Genomic DNA, 26,523 nt, shown 5'->3' with positions numbered 1-26,523 from the left:
CCGGGCCACCGGCCTGCTGCTTTCCCCTCCGCGGCGCGTCACCGTGCCCAGAGCGGCCAGAGCCGTTCGGCCTTGCGCCTGACCTCCGAGTAGGGAACTTCCGCGCTCTTGGCTTGGGCGAAGATGCTCAGGCCCACCATCGACGTCGCGAGGGCACGGACCGTGTGGAAACGGTTTTCAAACAGGCTCCGTTCACTGATCCACGACACCGCGTCCGCTTCCGGTTTCCACACGGCGGTGTATCTTGCCGCCGCGACGGGCAACTGGTCCGGAGTGCTCCCCGCGGCGCTGATGCACTGATCGAGCGTCATGGCCGACTCCATGGCGCCGTTCACGCCCTGTCCGATGGGCGGGTAGGGGGCCGCCGCGTCGCCGATCAGCACGGCTTTGCCGCCGTGGAACTGCGAGCAGTTCAGGCTGCGTCCGATGTGATAGCACGTCCGCTGCGCGAAGGCCTCGACCTGCCCGTCACCGGCGAACTCGAGAACGCGCGGGCAGCGTTCCCGCAGGAAGCGCCGGGCTTCGTCGGCCGAGGAGAATTTGATTTCCTTCTTCGTCCCGACGGCGCAGAACCATCTGGCGGAAGGGGACCCTTCGTCACCCTTGGTGGCTCCGGCAACGCAGAAGGGGCGCGTCGACAGACCGTGCAGGTAGTTCTCGTCCAGGCGGTTTCCCACCTTGTCGAGTTCGATCATGGTGCAGTAGTTGGGGAAGGATTTGGCCGTGACGGTGAACCCGGCGATCTGCTCCTGGAGGGCCGCGCGGATTGTGGAACCGGCCCCGTCAGCGCCGACGATGAGGTCAAACGTCCTCGTCGTCGGGAGCTCGGACTTGGCTGCCACCGTCAGGGATCCGGATGACGGGTCCGCGCTTTCCACGCGCGTCTCGAACTCCGTGGTCACCAGGTCACCGTATTTTTCGAGGACGGCCATGAGTGCGCGGAGAATGTCGCCCCGCGATCCGGTCCATCCGGGGAGGGTCCATTCCTCCGTTCCCCTGCCAGGGATCTTGAGGCCCTTGAACCTGATCATTCTGTCGTCGAACTCGCCGCAGGCATCAATGTGCCGCAGTGCCTTCAGCCCGTGCCCGGAGATGTCGATGGTGTAGGAACGGTCCGGGTTGAAGCGCGGGGCGGCGTCGGGATGGACGTCACGCTCGAAAACTGTTGAGCTGAGTCCGCGGCGGGCCAGCGCAATCGCGAGCACCAGCCCGGACGGACCTCCCCCCAGGATCGCGATGGTTCCGGCATTTTCCTTTGTCCCTGGCTCGGGCGTTGATGATTCCATGGCATGTCCTGAAGGCCCGGTGATATGGAATGGTCGGCTGCCGGACGGGACTGCTGGTCTCCGGACACGGACAGCCATAAGCGTGGGCCGGTGAGCGGCCGGCCGCTGGGATAGCAACACTTTACGCTTGCAGGGTTGGGCGGGGAACCGCCATTTGGACGCCGCCCGTCCCGGTATTCTGGAGGGGATGAGTGAATCCCCGGAATCCCCCCAGCCGCCCGAAAACCAGCAGCCCGCAAACCCGAACCAGCCCCGGCCCGTCACCCCCGGCAGCCAGGCATCCTTCGGCACCTACGGCGGGCGGCCGGTCAGCTTTGTGCGCCGCGGAACCCGGCTCCAGGGACGCCGCCAGGCTGCTTGGGAGGCGCACTCGGACCGCTGGGCGGTGGACGTTCCGCGGCACGTTGCGAACACGTCCGTGCACCCGGACTACACGTTCGACGCCGAGGCCGAGTTCGGCCGCACGGCGCCGCTGATCGTCGAGATCGGCTCGGGCCTTGGGGACGCCATCTGCCACGCCGCCGAGCAGAACCCGGAGCAGGATTTCCTGGCCGTTGAGGTCTACACGCCCGGGCTGGCCAACACGATGATCAAGATCAACAGCCGCGGACTCACCAACGTCCGGGTCGTAGAGGCCAACGCCCCTGAGGTCCTGGCCACCATGCTGCCGCCGGGATCCGTCAGCGAACTGTGGATCTTCTTCCCCGATCCCTGGCACAAGTCCCGGCACCACAAGCGCCGGCTCATCCAGCCCGAGTTCGCCGACCTCGCCGCAAGGGCGATCAAGCCGGGCGGCCTCTGGCGGATCGCCACGGACTGGTCCAACTATGCGGTGCACGTCCGCGACGTCCTCGCCGGCTCCGCCGCCTTTGAGAACCTGCACGACGGCGAGCGCCGCGGTCCGGAGAGCCCCCTCACCCACGTCTGGCAGAGCGGCGTCGAATCGCTCGTGGGCGGGGCACCGGTGAAGGAAGGCCGCGCCCCGGTGAGCACGGAGCACACCGGCCCCAACGAGGGCATTGACGAAACCGGCGGGTGGGCGCCGCGGTTCGAGGGCCGCATCCGCACCAGCTTCGAGAGCAAGGCGCACGAGGCCGGACGGTTGATCTTCGACCTCTGCTACCGGCGGCTCTAGCCGGGCCGGCAACCCGGTCAGGAGCCTGCCGCAGTTGCTCGCTCTGACGTCTGTTCCGGAACCCGGTCCCGTGGCACGATAAACGTGTGGCGGGTAGCCGCGGGAGATGCACGGAGCGTGCCGGCGCAAAGGAACGATCATCAAACGAGAACTGAGAAGCGCAGCGGACAAGGCCGAGGATGCCACGAATTCGCCCGCGCTCGAGATGCTGGCCAGGGCAGGATTTGCCGTCAGCGGCGTCCTGCATTTCCTGATCGGAACGATCGCCATCGGACTGGCCACCGGAAAGGGCGGCCGGGCCGATGTCAGCGGCGCAGTCGGGCAGCTGGCCAGCCAGCCTTTCGGGCCTGTGCTTCTCTGGGGCAGCTTCGCGGCGTGCGTGGCCCTGGCCCTGTGGCAGACCAGTGACGCCGTTTTCGACTTCGAGCACCTGCCGGCAAAGGACAAAACGGCCAAGAAACTCAAGGCCGCGCTGCAGGCCGCTGTTTACGCCGGCCTCGCCTTCACGCTGGCAGCCTACGCACGCGGCGCAGGCCAGGACAACAGGGAGTCCGCCAGCGACATGACCGTCACCCTGCTGAAAGCGCCGGGCGGCGTCCTGCTCCTGGTGCTGATCGGAGCGGCCGTGGCCATCACAGGGATCATCTACGCGATCCGTGGGTTCAAGAAGTCCTTTGAGAAGCACATCAACATGCCCGGCTCGGCCAACGCACGGACGGCCGTGACCGCGCTGGGCGTCGCCGGGTATGTGGCCAAGGGCGTGGCCCTCTTCGTGACCGGCCTGCTGGTGGTCATCGCCTCCGTCACGGCACATCCGGAGGAATCGACGGGACTCGACGGCGGGCTCAAGGCGCTGCGTGAGCAGCCGTTCGGAATCTATGTCCTGGCCGCCGTCGGCGTCGGACTCATCTGCTACGGCGTGTACATGGTGGTGCGGGCGAAACTGGCACGGATGTAGTCAGGCCCGCTCAGCCACCCGGCACGGCCACGACGGCTATGGTCTGCTGCCGGTCGTTCCGTAGCTCCACGCTGGCGATGCTCGTGTACTGAACAGGCGTGGCACTCGTGACCTTGACCCGGCCGCTGGGTGTCGCCATCCAGGCGCAGGCGCGGTCCTCGGCCCCGGTGCGGTCCTTCACCCAGAGCGACAGCTTTCCGTCCTGCGGCAGCCTCCGTCCGTCCACGTCCAACTCAGTGCCCCACGTCTTCTTCACCATGCCCACGGTGACCTGGATGCCGGTGTCCGCCTGCACGGAATAGCTCGCGTCCAGTTTCTTCGCCGGGTCCAGAAGCGGCGCGGCCGCGAAGCCCAGGGCAAGGCAGGCGGCGGCGACCCCGCCGATCAGGGCCGCGATCCGCCGTCGGGAAGTCCGACGTCGGGCGGCCAGTTCGTCGAAGACGGGCTGCGGAACGCTGGCCGCCGGCTCCCCGGTACCGGGGGTCGAGCCGGGCCCCCGGTACGCAGGGACGGCGAGCGCCACGGCGTCGGGCACCGGTACGGCGGCCAGCAGCCCGGGAAGGCTTTTCAGATCCGCCAGTTCGCGGCGGCACAGGCCGCATTGCTGGAGATGGTCCTCGAAGCGCGTCTTGTCCGCGTTATCCAGTCCTCCCAGCAGGTATGCCCCCAGCAACTCATGGAGTTCCTTGCCGTTCACCGTTCCACACCCATTTCATCAAGAATTGTCCGCAGGGCCTTCACCGCATAGAAGGCCCTCGATTTAACCGTGCCGCTCGGAATGTTGAGCTGGACTGCGGCCTCGCTCACCGTGAAACGCCGGTAGTGCAGCGCCACCAGCACATCGCGGTGCTCCGCACTCAACCGGAGCAACGCCTCCTCCATCAGCACCCTGTTCAACAGCTCATCGACCCGGCCGGTGACCTCCGCCGGGTCCGCCAGGTCCCGGTCATCCGCCTCCTGCGGCCTGCGCTGGGATCTCCGGTAGTTGTCGATCATGACGTTCCGGGCGGTCCGGAACAGGTAGCTGCGCATGCTGCCCGTGATCTTGGGCGCCTGCTGCCAGACGCGCAGGACCGTTTCCTGCACGATGTCATCAGCCAGGTGCGGATCGCGGGAGGCGCTGAGCACGAATCGGCGCAGGGCTGTTCCGTGCTCACGGTAGATCGCGGCCACCACGTCCTCATCCAGTGGCATGACGACCTCCCTGCAGTGACACGATGAAGCCGGTTCGCGCGAACCGGTGTTCCTGGCAAATACGACGTCGGCGGCCGCTGAAAAGTTCATTTCAGACAGTCGCAAATCCTTTGAACCATTCTTCACCTTTGTGCGTCATTCCAGATAGCGCCGGTTCCCAGTCTGCCGGCCTGAGCCAAGGAGCAGCACATGAACAAGCAACTGAGCGTTGGCCTCGCAGTTCTGGCCCTTGCCGCATCGCTGACCGCCTGTGGCGGCGGATCCGGCACCTCACCCACCACGGCCGCCCCGGCGACCACAACCGCTTCACCCGCCACCAGTGCCAGCGAGTCGGCCACGTCCAGCGATTCGGCCACGGTGGACCTTAAGACGGCATCGTCCAGCGCAGGCAACATTGTGGTTGACGGCAAGGGCATGAGCGTCTACTACTTCACCAAGGACGTAAAGGACTCCGGAAAGAGCAACTGCACCGGTGACTGCCTGGTCAAGTGGCCGCCGGTCATCACCACCAACGACACCCCGAAGGTTGAAGGCGTGACCGGCAAGGTCGGAACCATCACCACGGCCGACGGCAAGAAGCAGGTGACCGTCGATGGCATGCCGGTCTACCTTTGGCAGAAGGACAAGGCCCCCGGTGACGTCACGGGCCAGGGCGTGGGCAACGTCTGGTACCTGGTGGCGCCCGACGGCACCATGATGAAGTAACAGCCAGCAATCCTGGCCGCCGGCGCCTGCCTGCAGGCGCCGGCACTACCAGCGACGCCGAGCTCCGCGCCTGCATGCGCGACGCCGACGAACTCATCGATGGCCAGTATGAGGATCATCCGCACCTGCGGCCCATAGCCAACACCCTCCTGGGATGGGCCGCAGCCCACCGGGGCGTGCAAATCCGGGGTCGTCTCGAGGAGGTCAGGGTACCGCAACGCGGGGTCACTTACGGCCCAATGTGGCGTGCCCATGCGGCCGTAAGTGACCCCGCGTTGCTATGTGGTGCGCGGATCGCGGCCACCTAGCCGGTGACGGTGAGGCTCACCAGGGTGCCGGCGCCGCCCTCTGCCAGCAGTCCGACGGCGGTGCTTGAATCGCCGGGGAACACCTGGTCCGTGATGGTGGCCAGGCCGTCCTGGGCGAAGACCTCCACCGAACAGCGGTCCAGGAACACCCGGAGCCGAAGCCGGCCGTCAAGCAGGGGAACGGCCACCCGGTCCACTGACGGGAAGGACTCGTGGAAGCCGACATTGCCCGACGCCGTCCGGTCCAGGCTGAGTTCGCCCGACGCCGCATCATAGGCCAGCACGGTCCGTTCGGACGCGCCGGCAGAGCCGCTGGCAAACCCGCCTACAGCATCCCGGTCCGCGCGGAGCACGAGGCCCACCCTGCCGGCAGCGCCGGGCCGGAATTCGGCGTCGATCCGCAGCACGTCCCCGGCGGCGGCAGCCGGAAGCCAGGTGACGCCGTCGGCCAGTTCCTGCCCGTCCACGGCGAGCAGCTCCGTGCCGGCGTCCGCCAGCGGATCCAGGGCCTCCTGCACAAGCACCGGACGCCCGCCGCGGGTTTCCAGCCGTACCTCCCGGACCAGTGACATCGCGCTGCGCCAGCCGTCCGACGGCGTGGCGGCGGCGTACTGCCAGTTGTTCATCCAGCCGATCATGAGGCGGCGGCCGCCGGGGACGTTGCTGAAGGACACGGCCGCGTAGTAGTCCCGGCCCCAGTCCAGCCAGCCGTAGTCGGCCATCCGGCTGTCGCCGGCCTGCGGGCCTTCGGTGACGGTGGTTTCGGAACGGAACGCCACGCCGTCGAACGTTCCGATGAAGTACTGGCCGCCGGAACCGCCGGCGATTCCGCCGGGGCTCAGGTTGACCACCAGCACCCACCGGGTGTTCTGCGCGTCGCCGTCCACGGGCAGTTCGAACAGATCCGGGCACTCCCAGACGCCGTCGGTGGCGTTTGCCGGGCCGAAGGTGCTGAGGTACTCCCAGGACTTCAGGTCCGGGGACTTGTAGAGGACCACTTCATGCTTGAGTGCCTCGACGGCGACCATCACCCAGTAGCCACCGGCCGCGCCGTCGTACCAGAAGACCTTCGGGTCCCGGAAGTCCGCGGACTCCCGGTCCAGCACCGGGTTGCCCGCGAACTTCGTCCAGGTGGCGCCGTCGTCCGTGCTGTAGGCGAGGGACTGCGCCTGCCGGCCCGCGAGCGGGGAGGCTGGCGAATAGGCGCTGGTGTAGATGGCCACGAGCGGCGGCACTCCCCCCACACCGAACCCGCTGGTGTTGCGGACATCCACCACGGCGGAGCCGGAGAAGATGGCCTCCTGCTCGTCGCAGGGGATGGCGACGGGCTGTTCGTCCCAGTGCAGCAGATCGGCCGAGGTCGCGTGGCCCCAGGACATGTTGCCCCAGACGTCGGCATGCGGGTTGTGCTGGTAGAAGAGGTGGTACACGCCGTTGGAGTACACGAGGCCGTTGGGATCGTTCAGCCAGTTGCGTTCCGCGGCGTAGTGCCATTTGGGCCGGTACCGGCAGTCGATCTCGGCGGTGGTGTTCAGGGAAGTCATGGTTCGCTTTCGAACTAGAAACGGAATCAGCCTTTGACACCGCTGGAGGCGATGCTGTTGATGAAGGAGCGCTGGAACGCGATGAACAGGATCACCACGGGCACCGTAATCAGGGACGCGTAGGCCATCACTTCGCCCCAGGAGACGTTGAGCTGGAAGAAGTACTGGATGCCGATCATCACCGGGCGCAGTTCCTCCGACTGGACCACCATGAGCGGCCAGAGGTAGGAGTTCCAGGCAGGCAGGAACGTCAGGATGGCCACGGTGGCGGTGGCGGGGCCGGCGAGCGGCATGACCACCTGGCGGTAGATCTTGAACCAGCCGGCGCCGTCGATCCTGGCGGCCTCGTCGAGTTCCTTCGGGATGGACTCGAAGTACTGGTGGTACAGGTAGATGGAGAACGCGTTCGCAATGAACGGGATGATCTGGACCTGGTAGGTGTCCAGCCAGCCCTTCGAAATCTCCAGGCTGAACCCGTTGAGCTCGAAGTACGGCAGCTGGTTCACCCACCAGACCAAGGGGAGGGCCAGCGTCTGGAACGGCACAATCAGCGTGGCCAGGATGGCCGTGAACACGACGCGCTTGCCGCGGACCTCCATGCGGGACAGGCCGAAGGCGCACAGGCTGTTGATGAAGATTCCGAGCACCACGGTGACGGCAGAGACGCCAATGGAGTTGATCAGGAAGCGGGCTGCCGGGACGCGGTCGAACACCGCGGTGTAGTTGTCCAGCGAGATGTTGCCGATCGGCAGGAACGCCGAGACGGAGGACATGTCACCGAAGATCTGCTGGTCCGGCTTGAGCGAGGACACCAGCATGAAGACGATGGGGAACGCGGCGACGGCGGCGAACACGATACGCACCAGCATGGTGCCGAACGAGCTGAGTCGAAGTGCGTTTTTCACGTCAGTCCTTCTCTCGGGTCAGGTAGCGCTGCACCGCGGAGATCAGCAGCACGAGGACAAAGAAAACAAGGGAAATGGCCGAGGCGTACGAGGTCTCCTGCTGCTTGAAGCCGGAGCGCACCGCCTCGTAGATGATGGTGGTGGTGGAGTCGAGCGGTCCGCCCTGGGTCATCACGCTGACCTGGTCGAAGAGTCCGAGCGCCTGGATGGTGATGGTCACCAGGACCAGGCTCCGGGTGTGCTTGAGGCCAGGCCAGGTCACGTAGCGGAACTGGTGCCAGCGGCTGGCGCCGTCCAGCTGGGCAGCCTCGTACAGTTCACCGGAGATGCTCTGCAGCCCGGCGAGCCAGATGATCATGTGGAACCCGGCGGCCTGCCAGATGGACAGCGCGATGATGGCCGGCATGGCGGTGGCGGGATCGTTGAGCCAGTCAGCGCCCTGGATCAGTCCGAAGCTGAAGGTGGACAGCAGCTCGTTGATCAGCCCGTCCTTGCGGTACATGAACAGCCACAGCAGCGACACCACCACCATGGAAGTGACCACGGGCAGGAAGTAGACGGTGCGGAAGAAGTTCACACCGCGGAACTTCTTGTTGATGAGCAGCGCCATGGCCAGCGCGAGGGCCGACTGCACGGGCACAACCACGACGGCGAAGTAGCTGACGTTCAGGAGCGCGCGCCAGAACGTGGGATCGGCGAAGAGCCGGGCGAAGTTGTCCGTGCCGACGAACTCCACGGGCCGCGGGGAAATGAGGCGGGCATTGGTGAACGCCAGGCCGAAGCCGAGGATGGCGGGGAGGAACACGAAGGCGAGGAGCAGGACCGCGGCCGGCGCGATCATGCCCCAGCCGCTGAGCTGTTCGCGCAGGTAGCCGGGGCGCCGGCGGCGAGGCTGGCGCGGCGCGCGGACGCCGCGGCGGAGGCAGTGGCGTCGGGACGGCGGGAGGGAAGCTGGGTGGTTGTCATGGGAGTCTCCGTTGACAGTCAGTGCCGGGGCACGACGACGGCGGCAGTTGCCGTCCGCCGTCGTCGTGCCGTTGGGGCGGCTGGCTGTCTCTTATACACATCTAGATGTGTATAAGAGACAGGCCTTGTCCAGCACGGTCTTGGGGTCGGCACCGGCCAGGATGTCCTGGACCGCCTTGCCGTACTCGGTGGCGATGAACGGGTAGGCGGGCGTTTCCGGCCGCATGACCGCGTAGTTGCGGGAGAATTCCATGAAGATCCGGTTGGCGCCGCCTTCGGCGAACGCCGGGAGCAGCGCCGCGGCCGCGTCGGTGGCCGGGATGGTTCCGGTGGCCTTTGCCACGGCGGCCAGGTTTTCCGGCTTCAGGGAGTAGGAAAGGTAGTCCATGGCGGCGTCGGCGTTCTTGCAGCCGCTGGTCACGCCCCACTGCCAGGAGGCGCCGCCGATCTTCGGGCCGTTGCCGAGGTCCACGGTGGGCATGACCACGAGGTCCTTGCCGAGGGCCTTCCGTGCCTTGTCAGCCGCCCACGAGCCGGTGTACAGGAGGCCGCTCTTGTTGTTCAGGAAGTCCTGGGTGGAATCCTTGCCGCTCTTCTTGGCCATGAAGCCCTGGTCCGCCAGGCCGCGGAACCATTCGGCCCACGCGACGGCTTTGTCGCCGTTGAGCGTTCCGTCCGCCGACTGGAAGCCGTCGCGGTTGATCAGGTCCGCGCCGAAGGACTGCAGGAACGGCGAGTAACCGTACGGTAGCCACTCCCCCGAACCGGCGGTGCCCATGTCCAGAGGGTACTGCCACTTGCCCAGCGCCTTGAGCTTGGTCAGCGCATCCTGGAACTCCTCCTTGGTCCACGGCTTCTCGACGGTGGCCACACGCACGCCGGCCGCCTTCAGGTCCGAGGCCCGGGCCATCATGGCGAGGGCGACGTCGTAGTAGCCCACGGCGTACGTTTCGCCTTCCCACTTGGCCACGGTGCTGGGCAGGTTCTTGGACAGGTCGGCCGAGAGCTTCAGCGGGGTCAGGTACTTGGCCCAGGCCCAGTTCGGCACGTTCGGTCCGTCGATGTCCACGATGCACGGAAGCTTGCCGGCCGCCGCCGCGGAGACCACGGAGTCGTTGTAGGACTCCTGCGGGAACGCCTGAACCTTGATCTGCGCTTTGGCGGCGCCGCTCTTGTTGTAGGAATCCACCACGGCTTTGATGGCCGCGAGTTCCTCCGGGTTGCCCGCGTTGTGGGTCCACATGGTGATCTCGCTGGCGCCGTCGGAAGTGGCGGAGGCGCTGCCCTTGCCGCAGGCGCCGAGGCTGCCCACGAGTGCCGCCGCGGCTATGCTGGTGGCCAGGATCCGTGTGAATCGCTTGTTCATGATGGTCCAGTCTTTCTGCTGATTTTGCGCGTGGATGATTGGCCCGGGGGTCCGGAAGGGACGCGGCCGGTGCAACGGCTGCGTCTCTTTTTTGTGCGGACGCCGGGTGGTGTAACGGTTGGTGCTGCCGGTCTAGGTCCCGGACCGGGGCGGCCCCACTGATCCCCGTTCAATGAGGGGGCAGGCGAGCCGTTCCTGTTCGGCCGGTGCGCCCGGAGCCTCGATGTCATCGAGGATCCGGTTGACTGCCCACCGGCCCATCTCGTAGTGCGGGAGGGCCACGGTGGTCAGCCCCGGCCAGAGGGCGTCGGCGATGAGCTCAAGGTTGTCGATGCCCACAATGGAGACGTCCTCCGGGATGCGGAGCCCCAGCGCCGTTGCTGCCTGGTACGCGCCCATGGCAACCCGGTCGCTGAAGCAGAACAGCGCGGTGGGACGGCCCGGCTGGCTGAGAAGTTCCAGCGCGGCTTCACGGCCGCCGGCGGTCTCGGCCACGCCGATGACCAGGTGCCTCGGATCGTGCTCGATTCCGTGGCGCCGGAGCGCGTTGCGGAACCCGTCGAGGCGGCCGTGCGTCGCAGGGATGTCGTCCACGTTGTTGATCATGCCGATCCGCGTGTGGCCGGCCCGGATGAGGGCCTCGACCGCGGTTTCGGCGGCGTTGACCTCGTCGGGGACTACGGAGGAGACGGCGGGGTCGTCGGTGACGGCGTCCAGGAGCACGGTGGGCATGCCAGCCAGTTCCTGCGGGAGCTGCACACCCTGGTGGTACAGCCTGGCGTACACCACACCGTCCACCTGGTGCTGTTGAAGCATGGTGATTTCGCGGTGTTCGAGCTCGCTGTCCAGGCCGGAGTTGACCACCATCATCACGTAGCCGCGCTCGTAGGCGGCGTCCTGCGCTCCGCGGATCATGGCCCCGGCGAACGGAGTGGTGGTGATCTCGTCACTGACCAGGCCCAGGATCTGGGAGCGCTGGTTGCGCAGTCCGCTGGCCAGCCGGTTTGGTGCGTAGCCAAGGTTCCTGGCGACGTCCCGGACGTGCTGCTGGGTTTCGGCCTTGACCCGCGAGCTGGTGGCGTCGTTCAGTGCGTGCGACACAGTGGTCACTGAGACCCCGGCCGCTTTGGCTACCTCGCGTATCCCTACTCGCGTCGTCATCGACATCCTTTGCAAAACGTTTTGAGCTTGATGTGAAATACCATACACAAAACGTTTTGCATGTGTCAAACGTCACCTCGGGAAGATGCGGTCCGCGGGTTTCGACAGGCTCAACCAGCGGGGACATCGTCAGCTCCACGGCTCGCGGACATGGGTCCGGCCCGGCGCTGCCTCTCGGGCGGCGCCGGGCCGGATGTCTCGATGTACTACCCTCCTGTGGTGAAGCTCCAGGACTGTCCGCTGAGAGGGTTGCCTCCCGCATCCTTGATGCTCGCGGAAACCGTGGCCGTGTACCTCGTGTTGGCCGCCAATGTCACGTTCGGGTTCAGCGTTGCCACCCGGGTGGTGGCGTTGTAGCTGACGGCGTAGCTCACAAGCGCCCCCGTTGCGGCGTTGCGGAGGGCGAAGGTGCCGTTGGCTACACCGGTGACACTCTCACTGAAGGTCACCGTGACGTTGGCCGTGCGGCTGACCCCCGTCGCGTTGGCTGCCGGCGACTTCGCGGTTACCACCGGGCGCGGGCCCGTGGTGAAGGCAAAGGAGGTCGGGACCAGCGTGTTCCCGGCGAGATCCCTGATTCCGGCCGTGAGGCTCGCCGTGTACCGAGCATCGGCGGCGAAATTCGCAGCCGGATTCAGTGTGGCGACCCGGGTGGCCGCGTTCCAGCTGACGGCGGCCGCGAGGGTTGCCCCGCCGGAGTTCTTCAGCGTGTACGACGACGTGCTCAGGCCGGCGATCGGCTCGTTGAAGGTTGCCAGGACGTTGGTGGACTGGCTGGCTCCCTGGAAACCGGCAGCGGGGACCTTCGAGGTGAGGACCGGCGCCACGGTATCGACCGTGACCGTGAGGCCCGCCGCGGACATGGTCTCCGTTCCACCGGCCGCAACTTCACCGGCGGTGACAGTGTGCTGCCCGTTGGCCAAGGCCCTGTTGGACGTGACCGAGTAGCTGCCGTTTGCGGCTACTGCCGCGCTTCCGCTGGCGATGCCATCTATGTAGAGGTTCACGGTGGTGGCATCAGGCAGCGCCGCGGCTCCGGTGAAGGTGGGCGTGGTGCTGCGCGTGACGTTGTCCGTGGTGGAACTGCCCGTGTCCGAGACGGCGGTCAGGTCAGGAACGGACGGACCCTTGGCAAGCGGCGCGGTGCACGGTGCCGACGGGCCGGCGATCTCGCCGTCTTCGTAGATCGTGATCTCGGTGCCGGCCGCAGGATCGGCGCCGAGCCACAGGCTTCGGCTTTGCGAGTTTGTCGGGTTCGATGCCCTGTCTGCGTCGGAAACACCGTCAGCGCCGACGCCGGTCAGCCCGGTCCACGTTGCCGTCCAGGAAGTGAGGCCCGGACCGTCATAGGCGAGGGTGCCGTCGCCGCCGACGGCAGAGCTGGCGCGGAGTGTCCGCTTCCCGTTAAGGGCGAACGATTGGTTGCCCGCAACGATCCTGGCCTCCAGCTGATCGACGGGAATCTGCCCGCCGCCGGGGGCGACTGCGGTCCCCTTCATCACTACGGTCCCGGCAGCGGTCTTCGTGGCCCGCTGCGTGACAGTGACGTTGGCCGTTGAAGTCTGGTCCCCGACGTCGGGCGCCGTGAGAACGCGCACGACGTCACCCGGGCGGATGTCCGGGGTGACCCCTTCCCAGCATCCTCCGCCGGGGTGGTTCACTTCCACGAGCCCGTCAAAGCCCGGTGTGCCGGGATCGTCCTGCGGCGTGAGGTTGGATGCCGTGCCGATGACGGCGTTGGCGCGTAGCACCTGGATGGTGGGCCGGTCAGTGGCCGCGTAGCCGTCTGCTGAGACAAAGTCCCGAACCGGGAAAACAATAATTGAGTGCGGCGCGACAGGCACCGGGTTGACGACGGCGAACGCCGGTACAGCCACGGTCGGTACGGCCAGTGCGGCCAGCGCACCGGCCGTGATGGCGACCGCCAAGCGCTGACGATTTTTTGCAGATTTCATGGAAAAGCTCCCCTCCAAAGGCCCCAGACTTCACCTGGCTGAACCCCAGCCCGTCGGTGATGCACATCAGGTCCATGGCCCGATGTGGATGCCAGTATCGGGAGGCGACCCTGCGGAAACCTTTAACCCCGCGCGGCGGCCCCCCCTCAGGGGCTGTCTCTTATACACATCCCGCCGGGCTGTCTCTTATACACATCTAGATGTGTATAAGAGACAGACGCCGGCCTGCCGCCCGGCGCTAGGCGTCCACCAGGTCCTCGTCCAGCTCCTCGAACTCCACGGCGGCCACGATTTCCTTGGTCAGGGGGTTCAGCATGAACGCCTCGGCGTCGTCCTCGAGCATGATGAAGTCGCCGTGGTCGGTGTTGAAGTGCCAGGCCAGGACCGTCTCGCCGTTGTGCTCGTAGTTGGGGTCGCCCATGGTGATTTTCTGCAGCTCATAGCCGGCGATGTCGCAGAGTTCACGGATGATGACCTCGAATTCCGGGGCGTTCTCCAGTGCCTCCTCCTCGGCTTCGGCGCGCCGTTCTTCGAGGTCCGGGATCCGGGCGACGCGCTTGGCGATGTGGGCGGTCAGTTCGTCCTCGTTCAGGATCAGCAGGCCCTCCTGCGCCCGGAGCCAGGTCGCGTTGAGCGCGATGATGTCCTCGGTTTCGAGCAGCGACTCGAATTCGGCGTCGAGGTCTTCCATCGCCTGCACTGCCTCCGGGAGCTCGGCGTCGCCGTCGGACTCGCCGTCCAGGTAGATCTCCTCTTCCTCCTCCGACAGGGACTCAAAGGCCTCCACGGTACGTTCGAAAAGCTCCAGGTGGGCGGCGGCGCCCATCCCTTCGAGGCCTTCGCGGATGTAGGCGTCCACTTCCTCGCGCTCCGGTGCGGTGAACACGTACTGCGCAAACCCGCCGCCGAGCGACTGGGCGAGGTAGAAGTCGACAAAGAAGCTGCGCAGGGCGTTGGGGGCGATCTCCTCGGAGTTGAGCAGCTCCTGGTACATGGTGTTCACCACGGTCACGTTGGCGTCAACAACCTCCTCGTTGCCGGCGTTGGCGCCGTCGACGGTCAGAACGACTGGGTATTCGCTGGAAGTCATGGGAATTCCTTACTGCTGAAAAGCCGGTGGTGCTCAGGACCCTTTCAACGTACGCGCCGCCTCCGCCCGCGGGTTGAGAGGCAGGTGAACGTCAGGCGAAGTTTCAGGGCCCCTGCCGGCTGACTAAGATGGATCAGATAACCTGCAGATTTTTGACCTGCTGAAAGTAGCGCGCACCATGCCATCCCAACCGGACGAGAGTGCGGCACTGGCAATCCAGACCCCCGCGATCAACGACCGCTCCCTTGCGGCCGGGCTCGCGTATGCCATGGGCAGCCGCGTCTCCGGGATTTCCTTCGACGCCGCCACCGGCCTGATGCTGGGCAAGGTGCGCGGCGGATCAGACGTGCCGTATTCGACCACCGCCAAGCTGGTCCGGAAGGCCGGCGGCTGGAGCTGCACGGTGGGCGTGTGCAGCTGCCCTGTCCGCAAGGACTGCAAACATGTGGCGGCGCTGCTGTTCGCCGCCGAGGACAACCCGGCAATCCGGGTAAAACTGCTGGCCCCGTCCGAGGTGTCACGGCTGTCCCGCGAGCCGCTGCAGCCCGAGCTCGCGGACTGGGAACAGGCCCTGAGCCCGCTGATTTCGCAGCCCGGCATCACCCCGTCCACCGGCGGCATCCCGCTGGCCCTGCAGTTCGAGGTGGAGGAACCCGCCCCGCACTTCTCCTACACGGGGCGCAGGGACCCCCTCCGCAGCGTCCGCCAGCTCAAGGCCAGGCCCGTGATCATGGGCGCCAAAGGCAAGTGGATCCGCGGCGACGTCTCCTGGAACACCCTGAGCTACCTGAATTTCCGCCGTGAGTGCAACGAGGCCCATGTGGAATGGATGCAGGCCTTCCTCGCCGCGCACACCGCCGCCGCGAACAGGGCACACTTGTCGTCCGCGCTCTGGCTGGGCATGAACACGTTCGCCGGCAAGAACCTGTGGAGCCTGCTGGCCGAGGCCAGGAAAATCGGCGTCGCCTTGGTCCACAGCCGCGGGCAGGAGCCGGTCCGGGTCGCGGACGATCCCGCCGCCGTGGGCCTGAGTCTGGGCCGTTTCGGCAGCACCGCGCCCGACGGCGGCGGGCTGGAACTCGCGCCCACCATCAGCGTTGGAGGGGCGGAAGTGGATCCGGCCTCGGTGGGTACCATCGGACGCCCGGCGCACGGCATCTTCCTCACCTCCGGCGGGGATGCGCTGCCGGGGGTCGCCGCCGACACCGTGATCACGCTGGCCCCGCTGGAAAGCGGGCTCAGCGAGGAGCTCCTGACGTTCGTGACGGCGGGGAGCACGCTGCATATCCCGGCGCGGGACGAGGGCCGCTTCCTCACCGGCTTCTACCCCAAGCTCAAGCAGACCGCCCGGGTCACTGCTGCCGACGAATCGGTGGAGCTGCCCACCCTGGCCGTGCCCAAGCTGTCGCTGCTGGCCAACTACGGAGCGGACCACCGCGTCCGGCTGCACTGGGAATGGCATTACACATCTGGAAACCTCGTCACCGCGCAGCCGCTGTGGCGCCACCCTGGCGATCACGGCTACCGCGACGATCCCGCCGAGGCGCGGATCCTGGAGGCGGTGGGCCAGCCGTGGGACGTGGTGCCGAAGCTCGGCGAATCGGCCAGCGGCGGCTGGGGCACGCCGCGGCTCGCGGCCACGTCCGAACTCAGCGGACTGGACACCCTTGCGTTCACCGAGGAGGTCCTCCCCCGCCTCCGGGACACCCCCGGCGTCGACGTGGACACCTCCGGCGACATCGCGGACTACCGCGAGGCCGACGAGGCCCCGGTGGTGGCGATTTCGACGAAGGCGACCGACCAGCGGGACTGGTTCGACCTCGGCATCGTGATCACCCTCGAGGGCCAGCCGGTGTCCTTCGCGGCGCTGTTCTCCGCCCTGGCAGCGGGCCAGACGCGCATGCTGCTTCCCAGCGGCGCGTACTTCTCGCTGGACCTGCCGGAACTGCACCAGCTGCGCGCCCTGATCGACGAGGCCCGCGAGCTGCAGGACAACAAGGACGCCCCGCTGCAGATCAGCCGCTTCCAGGCCGGCCTGTGGGACGAGCTGGCGCAGCTGGGGATAGTGGACGAGCAGGCCGCAGCGTGGCGCGAGGCGGTGGGCGGACTGCTGGAAGGCGGCGTGAACGGCCTGCCGCTGCCGGCCACCCTGAACGCGGAACTGCGGCCGTACCAGCTGGAGGGCTACAACTGGCTGAGCTTCCTGTACCGGCACGGGCTCGGCGGCGTGCTCGCGGACGACATGGGCCTGGGCAAGACCGTGCAGGCGCTGGCCCTGATGTGCGCCGCAAAGGAGCACCCTCCGGTTGACGGGACTCCGCCGGTTGACGGGGCGCCGTCCGTCGCCGGCGGGGGTGCAGCGCCCGACGGCGGCACTCCCTTCCTGGTGGTGGCCCCCACGAGCGTTGTGGGCAACTGGGAGGCGGAAGCCGCCCGCTTCGCGCCCGGACTGACGGTGCGTGCGATCGGCGAGACGTTTGCGAAAAGCGGGACCGACGCCGCCGAGGCGATGGCGGGCGCGGACGTGGTCATCACGTCGTACGCGCTGTTCCGGATCGACTACGACGCCTACGCCTCACGGCACTGGGCCGGACTGGTCCTGGACGAGGCCCAGTTCGTGAAGAACCACCAGTCCAAGGCTTACCAGTGCGCCCGGAAGCTGCCGGCCGGCTTCAAGCTGGCCATCACGGGAACGCCGCTGGAAAACAACCTCATGGAATTCTGGGCGCTGACCTCGATTGTGGCCCCGGGCCTGTTCGCGAGCCCCAAGCGGTTCGCCGAGTATTACCAAAAGCCGGTGGAGAAGAACGGTGACAAGGGGCAGCTGGACAAGCTCCGCCGTCGGGTCCGTCCCCTCATGATGCGCCGCACCAAGGAGCAGGTCATCCATGACCTGCCGCCCAAGCAGGAACAGATCCTGGAAGTGGTGCTGAACCCGCGGCACCAGAAGGTGTACCAGACCCACCTGCAGCGCGAGCGCCAGAAGATCCTGGGCCTGATCGAGGACGTCAACAAGAACCGCTTCACCATCTTCCAGTCGCTGACCCTGCTCCGGCAGCTGAGCCTGGACGCCTCGCTGGTGGACGAGTCCCTGAGCGGGGTCAGGTCCAGCAAGCTGGACGTGCTGTTCGAGCAGCTCGAAGACCTGGTGGCCGAGGGCCACCGCGCGCTGATCTTCAGCCAGTTCACGGGCTTCCTGGGCAAGGTCCGCGAGCGCCTCGTGGAGGAGAACATCGAGTTCTGCTACCTCGACGGCAGCACCCGGAACCGCACCGATGTGGTGAACGAGTTCAAGAACGGTGCGGCGCCGGTGTTCCTGATCAGCCTCAAGGCCGGCGGCTTCGGCCTGAACCTGACCGAGGCCGACTACGTGTTCCTGCTCGATCCGTGGTGGAACCCGGCGTCCGAGGCGCAGGCGGTGGACCGCACGCACAGGATCGGCCAGGCCCGGAACGTCATGGTCTACCGGCTGGTCGCCAAGGACACCATCGAAGAAAAAGTCATGGCCCTGAAGGCCAAGAAGTCCCAGCTCTTCGCGGACGTCATGGAGGGCGATGCACTCTCCGGCGGTTCACTGACGGCCGAGGACCTGGCGGGGCTCTTCAACGACTGACGGCGGCGAGTAGGCCGCGGCCGGCGACATCACGGGCGGGAGCGCGGCCCGCGTCCGGATCCACCGGCCCAGCGCCTTGCCCTTGCCCTTCCACCAGTTGTCCTCGTCATTGTCGGTGCGCCAGCGGTAGGTCACGACCACCAGCACGAACATCCCGGCAGTGACGTCGGGCCAGGCGCCGCGCGCCGCGGCGATCAGCACGTTGGTGGCCGTGAACAGGATCGACGGCGGTGCGAGGGTCCTGAACACCGTGTTGGCCAGGTAGCGGCGGTGTGAACGGGGAACGGAGAGCACCCGGACCATGTCGAAGCAGGCGCACACGACCACGAGCGCTTGGCCCAGGGTCAGCAGGATGGAACCCGGCAGCGATCCCGCGAATTGCACGACCGATGCCAGCCCGGCGTTCATGGCCCGTTCCCGGACGGTGCAGGACCGGACGCTTCAGGAACTGGCGCGGCAGGACCGGCCGCTTCAGGACCGGCCACCGTGAACCGCTGGCCGGGCGCAGCCGGATCTCTTGAACCGGTCATGGTGTTGCCCCCCCCGCCGCCGATCTGGATCGTTGCCTGCCAGGACCATTCAACGGCCGGCCGCGTGCTCAAGTCACGCGAGGCAGCTACCCGTCTTTCCGGGCCGGAACTACCCGGAAATTTCCCGGAGTACGCAGCCCGCCGCCCCGGCCAAGATACCGCGGGCCGTCCGCCGCGCGACCTGTCTCTTATACACATCTAGATGTGTATAAGAGACAGCTCCTACACGGGGCGCCCCGCCCTTAGTGTCGGGCTCGGCACCGGTACCGGCGTCGGCGTTGCGCGGCAGCGGATCCAGGTGGCTGATCCCGGAGGGCGTGATCTGCAGAACCCGGGCCGTGGCGATGTCATAGAACAGGCCGGTGACGTGCACCTGGTCGGCAAGGAGTGCCTTCGCGAGGCCGGCGTGGCGCTGCAGCAGCTCCAGCTGGACGGCCACGTTGACCATGGCCAGCTGGTCCACGGCTCCGTAGCCGGCCTCTGCCGCGGCTGCCTGCACCGGGTGGCGGCGCGGACTGCCGCCAGGCTGGGCCGGCCGTGCTCCAGCCACGCTTCGACGGGGCTGCGGTCCGCCGCCTCGGCGGGGCCGGCCCCGGCCAGCAGTGCGGTCAAGGCGCCGCAGCCCGAATGCCCGCAGATGACCACCGATTTGATGGACAGCTCGTCGAGCGCGAAGTCCAGGGCTGCTTCAACGGAGGGGTCAAGGCTTTCGCTTCCCACCACGTTGCCCACGTTCCGCACCGTAAACAGGTCCCCGGACCGCTGCTCGTGATCAGGTTCGGCACGAGCCGGGAATCAGCGCAGGTGATGAACAAGGTGTCCGGTCCTGGAACGTGGACAGTTCCTGGACGTGTGGCCGCAGCAGGTGTGCGTGGCGGCGGTGGTAGCTGTCCACGCCGTTCAGCACCGACCGCACCGGTGCCGGAATCCGCTCCCCCGCGGCGCCTGCGGTTTCTGCCACGCCGTCGCCCTGCCAGCTGCGCCAGGGGGCAAACCCGCCGCGGAGCGCGGAGCGTGAGTTGCCCCGCACGGGAGGGCCGGCCTGCGCCTCATGGAGCCTTGCGGTGCCGCTTTCCTCAATCTCCACAGTGCCGCCGTTGCCCACGTGCCGGAGGCGCCAGGCATCCAGGGTGTCGTGGACCGGGTGGTCAAGGAAATCGACGTCCAGTTCGACGGTCACCCGCGAGGCCGGCGGCACCGAGGCCAGCACCTTGCTGAGGCGGGGAAGCGAGAGGAAGCTGCAGGAGCCGTCAATGACCACGCGCCAGCGCTGCCCGTCGGATCCGCCCAGCGGCTCTGCGTGAATCCTGGCGCGGACCACGCGCCAGAGGACCAGCAGCACGGCCAGGCCCAGCCCGGTCAGCACGCCGGCCAGGAGGTTAACGAAGACCACGGTGAAAAGTGTCAGCGCATAGACGGTCACGTCACCTGTCAGCCGGGCGGTCTTGAAGTCGGCCACCTTCACCAGCCGCAGGCCGATAATGATGAGCAGGCCCGCCAGCACGGCCTCCGGAACCAGCTGGATCAGCCCGGCGAGCAGCAGCGAGAACACCAGGACCCAGATGCCGTGGAGGACGGCGGATTTGCGGGTCCGCGCCCCGGCTTCGAGGTTCGTCGCGCTGCGCACGATCACGCCGGTGACGGGCAGGCCGCCGAGCAGGCCGGATGTCACGTTGGCGGCGCCCTGGCCGAGGAGTTCACGGTTGAAATCCGTCCGCTCGCCGTGGTGCATCTTGTCCACGGCGACGGCGGAGAGCAGCGACTCGACGCTGGCCACCAGGGCGATGGAGATGACGCCCACGGCGACGGCGCCCCACTCCCCTTGCGGAACATGGGGGATGGACAGCGCGTCCAGGAGGGAGCCGTCGAAGGTGATCCGGTCGACGTCGGAATTGAACGGCAGCGAAAGCGCCGTGCCGGCGATCACCGCAACCAGCGGGCCCGGGACGCGGCGGACAGGCGCAGGCATGTGCTTCCAGGCGAGCAGCAGGGCGATGACGACGGCACCGAGGAAGGCTGCCTGCGGGTCAAGGGCGGCGATGCTGGCCGGAAGCGACGTGACGTTCTGCCATGCCGCCTCGCCGGCCTCGGCACCGAGCATCACGTGCAGCTGCTGCAGGACGATGATGATGCCGATTCCGGCCAGCATGGCGTGCACGACGACGGGGGGCGATGGCGAGGGCCACGCGTCCCACCCGGGCCAGGCCGAGGAGCGCCTGCAGGACGCCGGCGGCCGCGGTGATGGCACAAGTGGCGGGCCAGCCGAACTGCTCGATCAGGCCCGCGACGATGACAGTCAGTCCCGCGGCGGGGCCCCTGACCTGCAGTGGCGAGCCGCCGAGGCTGCCGGCCACAATGCCCCCGACCGCCGCCGCGATGAGGCCCGCCATCACCGGCGCGCCGGACGCCGCGGCGATTCCGAGCGACAGCGGAACGGCAACGAGGAAGACCACAAGGGACGCCGGAAGATCCCAGCGAAGTCCGGATTTCGGGAGCGTCAGGAGCGGGGGCCGGCTGTTGGTGGCGGAAAACCGGGGCCGGTTCAAGTCAAGTCCGCCGCCGGCGTCCCGGCAGGCCGGCCATCCCGAAGATATTTTTCGCGCCATGCCGTGCGCCGGGGACCTTCACCAGGGTGGAGCGGCGGATGTGCTGATGCAACAGGACGGCGTTCGGCAGCGGCGTCAGCCATGCGGTCGACGTCCGCGCTCAGCAGTGCATTCATGGCGGCGGCATTGCCTTCCCCGCGGGTTCCCTCCCGCCGCTCGTTGCCGCAAGGAACAGTGCCTGCAGGCTTTGCGGGTAGTCGATGGCGAGCCACTGGGCGATGCGTCAGGCCGTCGAGTGGCCATAGACGTGTGCGGCCCCGACCCCTGCGGTTTGAGGACTGCGGCAGCATCGGCCGCGAGCAGCCGCTCTGCGCCCGCTCACAATCATGTCAGCGGGCGCAGCGCACGGACGCTGCCTAGCGCTTGACTGCGTCGAGCTTGAGCATTTTGGCGATGACGCCGTCCAGCTCGGAGTCGTCGAAGATCTTCTTCCAGTCGTCCTTGATGATGGTGTTCTTGCCGTACTGGATGGCGATTTCGCAGGCCTCGGAGAACGGGTTGGAGCCGCGGAGGGCATTGGTCAGGGCAATCTGGATGTGACCGAACAGCATGGCCTTGGCGGCTTCCTCCGGGACGCCGGCGGTGTGCACGGTCTCGTGCAGCGCCTCGTTGAGCAGGGTGCCGATCATGCAGGCCACCGTCTCCACCAGGGTGGGCTCGAGGATGGCCAGCTGCTTGACGGTGACCCAGTGCACGTCGATCACGGGGGCGTAGATGGTGCGGATGACGGCCTCGGCCGAATCGCGGGTTACTGCCGGGGTGTTCTCGTCGATCGCGGCAACCACGTTCTGCGGGGCGCCTTCGCCGCCGAAGGTGTCGGCCCATTCTTCCTTGGTGGTGCGCTCCAGGAACACGGACGGGTGGCACGGGTGCGCCACTGCCTGGACCACGTCGGCGCGCTTGGCCAGCAGGCCGGCGTAGGCGGCGGCGGGGTCCAGGGTGAGCAGGATCGCGCCGGACTTCATCTGCGGCACGACGCCTTCGGACACGACGCCCAGGACGGTGTCCGGGACGGCGAGGATCACCACGTCGGCGCCCTTCACGGCGTCATCCGTGCTGGTGATGTCGCGGCCTTCGGTGCGGACGCGGTCCTGGCCGGCGGGAGAGTTTTCGCTGTAGAAGACGGTGTGGGCGCTCTTCTGGAGGTTCCGGGAAACGCGCATCCCCATTTTGCCTCCGGCTCCGATGACGGCGACGGTCAAGTTTTCTGCTGACATTTCATTTGCTCCTTAGGAAATTGAGGCTCTGCTGGGTCCACTGGTTTTCGAGGCGGACGGTGTCCGCTTCGGAGTCCTGCCACGGCAACCAGTGTTCGATGATCTGGTTGATGTTTCTTTCGTGGGGCTGAAACTTTCCGGCCATGTAGTCATAGTCGAGAAGGCCTTCGCCGAGCGGCGCGCCGGAGTATGTGAACCCGACCCACCCCTCCTTGCGGCTGAACGCAAAGTCTTTGATGTGCATGTTCAGGACATAGGGCGCGACGGCGTCAATCACCTCGCGCGGCATCTCAAGCGCCGCGACCGTGTTGGCCGGGTCGCTGCAGATGCCCAGGAACGGGCTGTCCACGCGGCGGACCACGTCCAGGATCCGGGCGGTGGGCACCTGTTCGTAGGTTTCGACGGCGATCTTCACTCCGGCTGCTTCGAACTCCGGCAGGACCTCGGTGAAGATCGCCGCTGCCTCGTCCGCCGTCGGGGTGTGGCCCGGGACGTTGAACATGGTCCGCAGCAGCGGCGCGCCAAGCAGGCCAGCGATGTGCAGGAACTTGCGGAGGTGCTCCGGACGGATGCCCTTGGTGCCCAGTTCGAGTGCGATGCGCAGGCTGTCCGCCGTGGCCCTGATCTCCTTGAGTTCCGCGTCCGTCATCTCCTCCAGCGGTGCGTAGTCGCAGATCTGGAAGAGCTCCACGCCCAGGGCCGCGGTTTTCTCCAGGGCCCGGTGGATGGTGAGGGGTTCGGCGACCTTGTCCGACAGCTGCCAGAAGAAGGCGTAGGAACTGAGTCCGATGGTTGAGCTCATGCCCTTCCTCCCGCGGGTTCCAGCAGGCCGAGCCGTTCGGCGGTCTCGTCCAGGATCTCCCGGAGTGCTGCCGGGTTGTGCGCGAAGCGGCCCAGGAACAGGCCTGCGACGGACATGTCCAACTGGCTGATGAGGCCGGGCCCGGCGCTGCCGCCGTAGATGACCCGGCTTTCGGCCTGGCCCGGCAGGGCGCGCAGGTGCGCATCCAGCCCGGCGATGACGGCGCTGATGTACTGCGGCGTGGCGGGTTCCGGGGCGCCGATGGCCCACTGCGGCTCATAGGCCACGATGGTCCGGCGTGCGGGTCCGAGGGACTGCGCCCGGTTCAGCGCACCGTCGATCTCGGCCGTGCAGCGGGTGATGGCTTCTTCCACCGATCCCTGCTGCAGCTCACCGACGCACAGGACCGGGGTGAGGCCGTTGCGGTAGGCGGCGGCCGTCTTGAGCCCGATGATCCTGTCATCCTCGCCAAAGATCCGGCGGCGCTCGGCGTGGCCGATTTCCGCGTACCGGCCGCCGAGCTCGGCCACGGCCGCGCCGCCGACCTCGCCGGTAAAGGCGCCCTGGTCCTCCCAGAAGATGTCCTGGGCACCGGCCGCCGCCCCGGCGGCGCCGAGAATCCGGGCCGCTTCGGGGAGGACTGGAAGGATCGGCAGGACGAAGAGTTCGATGTCGCCGCTCTGCACTGCGGGGTGGGCCAGCGCGATCGTGGCCACCTCGCGGCAGTAGTCGACCGAGCGCTGGTAGCCGAAGTACATCTTCAGGCTGACGCCGATGATGGCCTTTGGCCCCGTGGTGACGGCTGCGCCCGTCCCGCCGGCGGCGGTGTTAGCAGGAAGTGACACCCTCGTAGTCCTTAATCAGGGTGACTTTCTCGGCCGAGGCGGAGCTTTCGTCAAACGTATAGGTGAGCCATTCGCGGGCGAGCCGGCGGGCCAGTTCCAGGCCGACGACGCGTTGGCCGAAGGTGAGGACCTGGGCGTTGTTGCTCAGCACGGAGCGTTCCACCGAGAAGGGGTCGTGGGCGGTGACGGCGCGGACGCCGGGGACCTTGTTCGCGGCGATGGCCACGCCGAGTCCGGTGCCGCAGACCAGCAGCGCACGGTCGGCCTTGCCGGCGGCGATGAGCTCGGCGGCAGCGATGGCCACGGAAGGGTAGGGAGTGTGGCTGGTGGCGTCCACTCCGACGTCGGTCACGGACTCGACCAGGTCGGAGGCCTCCAGGTCAGCCTTCAGGGCTTCCTTTGTATTCGAATCCGGCGTCGTCGGCTCCGATGACCAGGCGCAGTTTGGCGCTCATGCGTTTTCCTTAGCTGTGGTGTTTACGGCGGGGGTGTTCACGGTGGGGGTGACCTCGGACAGTGTGTTGTGGATTGCCCGGACGATCAGCGCCATGGAGACGGCGCCGGGCGTCGGGGGTGCCGAGGCTCTTCTCGGCGTGCGGGCGGGCGCGGCCCATGAGGGGCAGCAGCTGGGCGGTGTCCTCGGCGGCCTGCTGCGCCACGGAGGCGGCGGCGCCCCAGGCGTCCGTGAGGGACTTCCCGGCGTCCACGCCGGCGGCCAGGGAATCGCGGAACGGGACCAGCACGTCCACCAGGGTCTTGTCCCCGGGTTTGGCCTTCCCGAAGTCCATGATCGCCGCGGCGGCCCGCGCGACTCCGGCGGCGACAGCGCCGGCGTCGGGCGCGTTGCTGTCGCCCACCGCGCCTCCGACGGCCCGGAGGGCCATGCCCCAGAGGGCGCCGGAGGTTCCGCCAGCCTTGTCGGCCCAGGCGTCAGCGGCGAAGTGCAGGGTGGTGCCGGCTCCGGCGCCTCGGGCGACGGCGTCCGTTGCGGCGTCGACGGCGGCGCGGACGCCGCGTTCCATGCCGATGCCGTGATCGCCGTCGCCGGCAATCGCTGTCTCTTATACACATCTAGATGTGTATAAGAGACAGGCGTTGGCGTCCACCACATCCTTCGCGGCGCCCAGCGCGGCGAGGACCCGGGCGGCCCCGGCGCGGGACTCCTCCGTTGCGTCGGGGATGGAAAGTTCGACGTCGGCCAGCTCCCCGTTGTCTGTGCCTCCGGCACCAGCTTCCAGGGCCGCCGCGGTGACGGCGCCGCGGCGGAAAGCCGGGGCGTCGGCGGGAGCGTTCCAGAGCGACTCGAGTTCGTCGTCGAGCCAGAACAGGGTCAGCGAGGTGCCCGCCATGTCGAAGCTGGTGACGAGCTCGCCCACCTGCGGGTCCACGGCTTCCAGGCCGGCGTCGGCCAGGAGCCGGGCGACGCGGCGGTAGACCACGAAGAGTTCCTCGTACTTGACGCTGCCCAGGCCGTTGAGGATGGGGACCACGCGGGTGCCGGCTGCTTCTCCTGCGATGGAGATGCCGTCGGGGACTTCGGTGAGGAGCTTGGCCACCAGCAGTTCGGCGAGTTCGTCCGCCGTCGGGATGTCCGTCTCGCCGATGCCGGGTTCGCCGTGGATGCCCATGCCCACGGCCATCCGGCCCTCGGGGACGGAGAACAGCGGGTGGTCCGCGCCGGGGAGCGTGCAGCCGCTGAACGCGACGCCGAAGGAGCGGGTGCGGTCGTTGGCGCGCTCGGCGATTTCCACCGTGGCGTCCATGGAGTAGCCGGCCTCCGCGGCGGCGGCGGCCACCTTGAACACGGTCAGGTCGCCGGCGACGCCGCGGCGCTTGCCGCGTTCCTCGGGCGGGGCGGAGGAGACGTCGTCGGTGACGGCGATGCTGCGGCAGTCGATGCCTTCCTTGCGGAGGCGGTCCTGGGCCTGATTGAAGTGCAGGACGTCGCCGGCGTAGTTGCCGTAGCCGAGCAGCACGCCGGCTCCGTTGTTGGCGGCCTTGGCCACGTTGTAGACCTGCTGGGCCGAGGGGGACGCGAACAGGTTCCCCATCGCCGCGCCGTGCGCCAGGCCCTGGCCCACCAGCCCGGCGAACGCCGGATAGTGGCCGGAGCCGCCGCCGATCACGAGGGCAACCGTGTCCGGGGTGCTCTGCGTGTTGCGGACGACGCCGCCGGAAACGCGCCTTACCCAGCGGCCGTGGGAGGCGACGAAGCCTTCGATCATCTCGTCGGCGAAGGCTGCGGGTTCATTGAACAGGCGGGTCATGCGGAGCTCCTGGGCCTAACTGGGGAAGTCGAGATTCGGTGGTTGGTGCGGGGGCGTCCCCTGGTAAAGG

General features: G+C 67.5%; 24 protein-coding genes and 3 pseudogenes. 6 read left to right on the top strand and 21 right to left on the bottom strand.

What is annotated here, in order from left to right; all coding sequences use genetic code 11:
• Window positions 1–38: 38 nt before the first annotated feature.
• Window positions 39–1,286, bottom strand: a complete 1,248-nt coding sequence (locus B1A87_RS20210; RefSeq protein WP_185982376.1) for an NAD(P)/FAD-dependent oxidoreductase — start codon at window positions 1,284–1,286, stop codon at window positions 39–41.
• A 187-nt stretch (window positions 1,287–1,473) separates the two neighbouring features.
• Between B1A87_RS20210 and trmB the strand changes: the two genes are divergently transcribed.
• A complete protein-coding gene (gene trmB / locus B1A87_RS20205) occupies window positions 1,474–2,421 on the top strand; it encodes a tRNA (guanosine(46)-N7)-methyltransferase TrmB (protein ID WP_078027019.1) in 948 nt (315 codons plus the stop codon).
• A gap of 106 nt (window positions 2,422–2,527) precedes the next feature.
• On the top strand, window positions 2,528–3,379 hold the full coding sequence (locus tag B1A87_RS20200) for a DUF1206 domain-containing protein (RefSeq protein WP_078027018.1): 852 nt from the start codon (window positions 2,528–2,530) through the stop codon (window positions 3,377–3,379).
• A gap of 10 nt (window positions 3,380–3,389) precedes the next feature.
• Here B1A87_RS20200 and B1A87_RS20195 read toward each other — a convergent pair whose 3' ends face one another.
• Complete coding sequence (locus tag B1A87_RS20195) at window positions 3,390–4,076, bottom strand: zf-HC2 domain-containing protein (protein WP_078027017.1); 687 nt, start codon at window positions 4,074–4,076, stop codon at window positions 3,390–3,392.
• The gene (locus B1A87_RS20190; RefSeq protein ID WP_078027100.1) at window positions 4,073–4,573 is read right to left on the bottom strand and encodes a sigma-70 family RNA polymerase sigma factor; all 501 of its coding nucleotides are present in this window, start codon (window positions 4,571–4,573) and stop codon (window positions 4,073–4,075) included. Before B1A87_RS20190 ends, B1A87_RS20195 begins: the two co-directional genes overlap by 4 nt.
• 189 nt (window positions 4,574–4,762) lie before the next feature.
• On the opposite strand from B1A87_RS20190, the gene B1A87_RS20185 reads away from it, so the two are divergent.
• Complete coding sequence (locus tag B1A87_RS20185; protein WP_078027016.1) at window positions 4,763–5,278, top strand: hypothetical protein; 516 nt, start codon at window positions 4,763–4,765, stop codon at window positions 5,276–5,278.
• Between the two features lie 304 nt (window positions 5,279–5,582).
• On the opposite strand, the gene B1A87_RS20175 is transcribed toward B1A87_RS20185, so the two are convergent.
• The 7 genes from B1A87_RS20175 to B1A87_RS20150 form a co-directional block, all read right to left on the bottom strand.
• A complete protein-coding gene (locus B1A87_RS20175) occupies window positions 5,583–7,130 on the bottom strand; it encodes a glycoside hydrolase family 32 protein (RefSeq protein ID WP_078027014.1) in 1,548 nt (515 codons plus the stop codon).
• Window positions 7,131–7,156: 26 nt separating this feature from the next.
• Entirely contained in the window at window positions 7,157–8,035 is an 879-nt protein-coding gene (locus tag B1A87_RS20170) for a carbohydrate ABC transporter permease (protein WP_078027013.1), read from the bottom strand.
• Window position 8,036: 1 nt separating this feature from the next.
• Window positions 8,037–8,876 (bottom strand): carbohydrate ABC transporter permease, encoded by an 840-nt coding sequence (locus tag B1A87_RS20165; RefSeq protein ID WP_260680996.1) that lies wholly within the window; start codon window positions 8,874–8,876, stop codon window positions 8,037–8,039.
• Complete coding sequence (locus B1A87_RS24350) at window positions 8,873–9,001, bottom strand: hypothetical protein (RefSeq protein WP_260680995.1); 129 nt, start codon at window positions 8,999–9,001, stop codon at window positions 8,873–8,875. Before B1A87_RS24350 ends, B1A87_RS20165 begins: the two co-directional genes overlap by 4 nt.
• Window positions 9,002–9,092: 91 nt before the next feature.
• Entirely contained in the window at window positions 9,093–10,367 is a 1,275-nt protein-coding gene (locus tag B1A87_RS20160; protein WP_144275899.1) for an extracellular solute-binding protein, read from the bottom strand.
• Between the two features lie 132 nt (window positions 10,368–10,499).
• A complete protein-coding gene (locus B1A87_RS20155) occupies window positions 10,500–11,528 on the bottom strand; it encodes a LacI family DNA-binding transcriptional regulator (protein WP_078027010.1) in 1,029 nt (342 codons plus the stop codon).
• Between the two features lie 206 nt (window positions 11,529–11,734).
• On the bottom strand, window positions 11,735–13,483 hold the full coding sequence (locus B1A87_RS20150; RefSeq protein WP_078027009.1) for an Ig-like domain-containing protein: 1,749 nt from the start codon (window positions 13,481–13,483) through the stop codon (window positions 11,735–11,737).
• Window positions 13,484–13,557: 74 nt separating this feature from the next.
• Between B1A87_RS20150 and B1A87_RS24345 the strand changes: the two genes are divergently transcribed.
• Window positions 13,558–13,683 (top strand): hypothetical protein, encoded by a 126-nt coding sequence (locus B1A87_RS24345; protein ID WP_260680994.1) that lies wholly within the window; start codon window positions 13,558–13,560, stop codon window positions 13,681–13,683.
• A gap of 38 nt (window positions 13,684–13,721) precedes the next feature.
• On the opposite strand, the gene B1A87_RS20145 is transcribed toward B1A87_RS24345, so the two are convergent.
• Window positions 13,722–14,573: a hypothetical protein gene (locus tag B1A87_RS20145; RefSeq protein WP_078027008.1), complete on the bottom strand. Its 852-nt coding sequence runs from the start codon at window positions 14,571–14,573 to the stop codon at window positions 13,722–13,724.
• Window positions 14,574–14,751: 178 nt separating this feature from the next.
• On the opposite strand from B1A87_RS20145, the gene B1A87_RS20140 reads away from it, so the two are divergent.
• Entirely contained in the window at window positions 14,752–18,186 is a 3,435-nt protein-coding gene (locus B1A87_RS20140) for a DEAD/DEAH box helicase (protein ID WP_078027007.1), read from the top strand.
• Here the strand turns inward: B1A87_RS20140 and B1A87_RS20135 are convergent.
• Window positions 18,145–18,594 (bottom strand): hypothetical protein, encoded by a 450-nt coding sequence (locus B1A87_RS20135; RefSeq protein WP_078027006.1) that lies wholly within the window; start codon window positions 18,592–18,594, stop codon window positions 18,145–18,147. The two genes, B1A87_RS20140 and B1A87_RS20135, sit on opposite strands and share 42 nt — an antisense overlap.
• Before the next feature lie 120 nt (window positions 18,595–18,714).
• Between B1A87_RS20135 and B1A87_RS24340 the strand changes: the two genes are divergently transcribed.
• A complete protein-coding gene (locus tag B1A87_RS24340) occupies window positions 18,715–18,918 on the top strand; it encodes a hypothetical protein (RefSeq protein ID WP_260680993.1) in 204 nt (67 codons plus the stop codon).
• On the opposite strand, the gene B1A87_RS24335 is transcribed toward B1A87_RS24340, so the two are convergent.
• The 9 genes and pseudogenes from B1A87_RS24335 to B1A87_RS20105 all read right to left on the bottom strand — a co-directional run bounded on the left by B1A87_RS24335 (window position 18,826) and on the right by B1A87_RS20105 (window position 26,453).
• Complete coding sequence (locus B1A87_RS24335) at window positions 18,826–19,266, bottom strand: hypothetical protein (RefSeq protein WP_260681089.1); 441 nt, start codon at window positions 19,264–19,266, stop codon at window positions 18,826–18,828. The two genes, B1A87_RS24340 and B1A87_RS24335, sit on opposite strands and share 93 nt — an antisense overlap.
• Window positions 19,266–19,436: pseudogene (locus B1A87_RS24330) on the bottom strand (carbonic anhydrase); the annotation flags it as partial. The pseudogene B1A87_RS24330 and the gene B1A87_RS24335, both read right to left, overlap by 1 nt.
• Window positions 19,437–19,488: 52 nt before the next feature.
• Window positions 19,489–20,862 (bottom strand): SulP family inorganic anion transporter, encoded by a 1,374-nt coding sequence (locus tag B1A87_RS24325; RefSeq protein WP_260681080.1) that lies wholly within the window; start codon window positions 20,860–20,862, stop codon window positions 19,489–19,491.
• Window positions 20,744–21,262, bottom strand: coding sequence for a SulP family inorganic anion transporter (locus tag B1A87_RS24320; RefSeq protein ID WP_260680992.1), 519 nt, complete (start codon window positions 21,260–21,262; stop codon window positions 20,744–20,746). Before B1A87_RS24320 ends, B1A87_RS24325 begins: the two co-directional genes overlap by 119 nt.
• Before the next feature lie 416 nt (window positions 21,263–21,678).
• Entirely contained in the window at window positions 21,679–22,539 is an 861-nt protein-coding gene (locus B1A87_RS20125; protein ID WP_078027005.1) for a phosphogluconate dehydrogenase C-terminal domain-containing protein, read from the bottom strand.
• Window position 22,540: 1 nt separating this feature from the next.
• Window positions 22,541–23,341 (bottom strand): sugar phosphate isomerase/epimerase, encoded by an 801-nt coding sequence (locus B1A87_RS20120; protein WP_078027004.1) that lies wholly within the window; start codon window positions 23,339–23,341, stop codon window positions 22,541–22,543.
• Window positions 23,338–24,186, bottom strand: a complete 849-nt coding sequence (locus B1A87_RS20115) for a triose-phosphate isomerase family protein (RefSeq protein WP_078027003.1) — start codon at window positions 24,184–24,186, stop codon at window positions 23,338–23,340. The genes B1A87_RS20120 and B1A87_RS20115 overlap by 4 nt, the downstream gene beginning before the upstream one ends.
• Window positions 24,170–24,641: pseudogene (locus B1A87_RS20110) on the bottom strand (ribose-5-phosphate isomerase). The gene B1A87_RS20115 and the pseudogene B1A87_RS20110 overlap by 17 nt, the downstream one beginning before the upstream one ends.
• Window positions 24,638–26,453: pseudogene (locus B1A87_RS20105) on the bottom strand (dihydroxyacetone kinase family protein). Before B1A87_RS20105 ends, B1A87_RS20110 begins: the two co-directional pseudogenes overlap by 4 nt.
• Window positions 26,454–26,523 lie beyond the last annotated feature (70 nt).

Origin of the sequence: Arthrobacter sp. KBS0703 (assembly GCF_002008315.2) — a bacterium.
Classification (GTDB): Bacteria; Actinomycetota; Actinomycetes; order Actinomycetales; family Micrococcaceae; genus Arthrobacter.
This window is presented reverse-complemented; position numbering and strand designations above follow the sequence as displayed.